This window comes from Caballeronia terrestris (assembly GCF_001544515.1).
GTDB classification, from domain to species: domain Bacteria; phylum Pseudomonadota; class Gammaproteobacteria; order Burkholderiales; family Burkholderiaceae; genus Caballeronia; species Caballeronia terrestris.
Genome location: NZ_FCOL02000201.1, coordinates 1 through 3,471, shown reverse-complemented (window position 1 = coordinate 3,471; position 3,471 = coordinate 1). Strand labels below are relative to the sequence as shown.

General features: G+C 62.9%; 4 protein-coding genes. All 4 read left to right on the top strand.

Features of this window, described 5'->3' with window-relative positions:
* The first annotated feature begins 48 nt into the window (after positions 1-48).
* The gene (locus AWB67_RS35205; RefSeq protein ID WP_087660524.1) at positions 49-819 is read left to right on the top strand and encodes an ABC transporter ATP-binding protein; all 771 of its coding nucleotides are present in this window, start codon (positions 49-51) and stop codon (positions 817-819) included.
* Positions 800-1,564, top strand: coding sequence for an ABC transporter ATP-binding protein (locus tag AWB67_RS35200; RefSeq protein WP_087660523.1), 765 nt, complete (start codon positions 800-802; stop codon positions 1,562-1,564). Before AWB67_RS35205 ends, AWB67_RS35200 begins: the two co-directional genes overlap by 20 nt.
* A gap of 15 nt (positions 1,565-1,579) precedes the next feature.
* On the top strand, positions 1,580-2,464 hold the full coding sequence (locus AWB67_RS35195) for a branched-chain amino acid ABC transporter permease (RefSeq protein WP_087660522.1): 885 nt from the start codon (positions 1,580-1,582) through the stop codon (positions 2,462-2,464).
* Positions 2,465-2,472: 8 nt separating this feature from the next.
* The coding region (locus tag AWB67_RS35190) for a branched-chain amino acid ABC transporter permease (RefSeq protein ID WP_143328465.1) at positions 2,473-3,471 on the top strand (999 nt) is incomplete at its 3' end.

The following is a 3,471-nucleotide window of genomic DNA, read 5'->3' as shown; positions in this document are numbered from 1 at the left end:
ATATCGAGGCCGTCGCCGTCACGCGCGGAGACGGCCAGGAGATCTGCGATGACGCATGCAAACATGATCCTGGAGACAAGGGGTCTAACCAGGGAGTTCAACGGCTTCACGGCAGTCAATGGCATCGATCTGCGTGTGCGCCGAGGAACGATACACGCGCTGATCGGGCCGAACGGCGCCGGCAAGACGACGTGCTTCAACCTGTTGACTAAATTCCTGACACCCACGTCAGGACAGATTTTCTTCGATGGCCGCGAAATCACCCGTGCAGCGCCCGCGGCGATCGCCCGGCAAGGCGTGGTCCGGTCGTTCCAGATTTCCGCGGTGTTCCCGCACCTCACGCCGGTCGATAACGTGACGATCGCGTTGCAGCGGCCGCTCGGCGTGTCGTACCGATTCTGGAAAAGCAGCACGATGGTGAGGAGCCTGCGCGAACGCGCGCTCGAATTGCTCGGAGATGTCGGTCTTGCCGCTTACGCCGATGTAAAGACCGTCGAGCTGTCGTACGGCCATAAGCGCGCGCTCGAAATCGCGACGACGCTCGCGATGGATCCCGTGCTGATGCTGCTCGACGAACCCACGCAGGGCATGGGACACGAGGATGTCGATCGCGTGACGGCGCTCATCGACAAGGTTTCGAAGGGAAGGACGATCCTGATGGTCGAGCACAACATGAAGATGGTGTCGAGCATCGCCGACACGATCACCGTGCTTCAGCGCGGAGAGATCCTGGCCGAAGGAGACTACGCGGTTGTTTCCGCGAACCCGCAAGTGAAAGAAGCGTACATGGGGACCGAAGATGCATCGCTCGCACATTGAACTGCTCGATGACGCTGGAAACGCCTCGGTGGCATGCGAAGACGCTTTGCGCGTTACGGGTCTCGAAGCGTGGTATGGCGATTCGCACATCCTGCATGGCGTAGGCCTGCGTGCGGCACGTGGCGAAGTGGTCACGCTCCTCGGCCGCAATGGTTCGGGCCGCAGCACGACGTTGAAGGCAATCATGGGACTGACCGATACGCGCTGTGGCTCGGTTTGCATCGACGGCCGCGAGACGATCGACCAAGAGCCGCAGGGCGTGGCGCGGCTCGGTGTCGGATATTGTCCGGAGGAGCGCGGCATCTTTGCGGCGCTGTCGTGCGAGGAAAACCTGTTGTTGCCGCCGCGTCTTCCGAATGCGAAGGGCATCCCGATGCCGCTCGACGAAATCTACGCGATGTTCCCGAACCTGGCCGAGCGTCGTGCGAGTCAAGGCACGCGCTTGTCGGGCGGCGAGCAGCAGATGCTGGCGATCGCGCGGATTCTGCGCACGGGCGCGAACATTCTTCTGCTCGATGAAATCTCCGAAGGACTCGCGCCGGTGATCGTGCAGACGCTCGGGCGCGTGATCAGGCTGCTCAAATCGCGCGGCTTCACGATTCTGCTCGTCGAGCAGAACTTCCGCTTTGCCGCACCGCTCGCCGATCGCTTCTACGTGATGGAACACGGACGTATCGTCGACGCCTTCGAGTCGGCGTGCCTTCCTGAAAAAACGGCCACGCTGCAAGCGCTGCTCAACATCTGACCGGAGCGAAACGTCATGGAAATCCTCGATATGCCGCTGCCAGCGGTATTGGGTCAGCTCGTACTCGGTTTGATGAACGGCTGCTTTTATGCGGTGCTGAGTCTGGGCTTGTCTCTCATCTTTGGCTTGTTGAACGTGATCAATTTCACGCACGGTGCGTTTTTCATGCTCGGCGCGCTCGTTGCGTGGATGGGCACGAACTACTTCGGTTTCAGTTACTGGCTGATGCTCGTCATCGCACCGCTGACAGTGGGTTTCGTCGGCGTGCTGGTCGAGCGTTCGATGCTGCGTCGCCTCTATAAGCTCGATCATCTTTACGGCTTGTTGCTCACGCTCGGCATCACGCTGATTCTGGAGGGACTGTCGAGCTCGGTGTACGGCGTCTCGGGCATGTCGTACGCCGCGCCCGACAGTCTCATGCGGGCCGTCGATCTCGGCTTCATGATGCTGCCGGCGTATCGCGCATGGGTCGTCGTCGCATCGCTCGCCGTGTGTGGGGTGGCGTGGTGGGCGATCGAGCGCACGCAACTCGGCGCGCTGTTGCGCGCGGCGACCGAGAATCCGCGCCTCGTCGCGGCGTTCGGCGTCGACGTGCCGCGCATGGTCTCGTTGACTTACGGCTTCGGTGTCGCGATCGCAGCCTTCGCCGGCGTGCTCGCCGCGCCGGTCATCCAGGTGTCGCCACTGATGGGGCAGAGCGTGATCATCACCGTGTTTGCAATCGTGGTGATCGGCGGGATGGGCTCGATCGCCGGGTCGGTCCTGACGAGCCTTGCGCTCGGCGTGCTCGAAAGCCTGACGAAGCTGTTCTATCCGGAGGCGTCCGCGACGGTCGTGTTCGCCGTCATGGCGCTGGTTCTGCTCGTGCGTCCCGCCGGGCTGTTCGGTCAATCGAAGTGAGGTGTCACATGCATAACCGCTTTGCATTCGTCGTCGTATTTGCCGCGCTGGCCGCCGCGCCGTTGCTCGGCGCCTATCCGGTCTTTCTAATGAAGCTGATGTGCTTCGCGCTGTTCGCCACGTCGTTGAACGTGCTGCTCGGCTATGTCGGCCTGCTGTCGTTCGGTCATGCCGCATTCTTCGGCGTCGCGGCCTACGTTGCAGGCAACGCGTTGCGCGATCATGGTCTGCCACCCGAGTTCGCGTTGCTGCTCGGCACGGGCGTCGGAGCAGCACTTGGTTTCGTGATGGGGCTGCTCGCGATCCGGCGCAAAGGCATCTACTTCGCGATGGTCACGCTTGCGATCGCCCAGATGATCTACTTCTTTTGCGTGCAGGCGCCGTTCACAGGGGGCGAGGACGGCATGCAGGGCGTACCGCGCGGACGGCTGTTCGGCGCGCTTCCGCTCGACGATGACCTCACGCTCTATTACGTCGTGCTGGCTGTCGGTGCGATGGCGTTCGCGTTCGTCGGCCGCGTGATCGATTCTCCGTTCGGCAGAATCCTCGGCGCGCTGCGGGAGAACGAGGCGCGCACGGTTTCGCTCGGCTATGACGTCGATCGGTTCAAGCTGTTGGCGTTCGTCATCTCGGCGGCTTGCGCGGGTCTTGCGGGCGCGATGAAGACGCTCGTGCTCGGCTTCGCCACGCTTTCCGACGTGCACTGGACGATGTCGGGCACCGTCATCCTCATGACGTTGCTGGGTGGACTCGGCACGCGTCTCGGGCCGGCGGTCGGCGCGGTGATCGTCGTCGGGCTCGAGACGAAGCTCGCCGCGTTCGGCACATGGCTCGCGGATGTTACGCACCTCGGTTGGTTTGAGCGGCTGGGCGAATCAGTCAGCATCGTTACCGGGGTGATGTTCGTGGCGTGCGTCATGCTGTTCCGACGCGGCATCGTGGGCGAGGCCGCGCGGTGGCTGGGGCAGCGAGAACGACGAAGTCGCCTGCCCAGGCGTCTGGTGCCC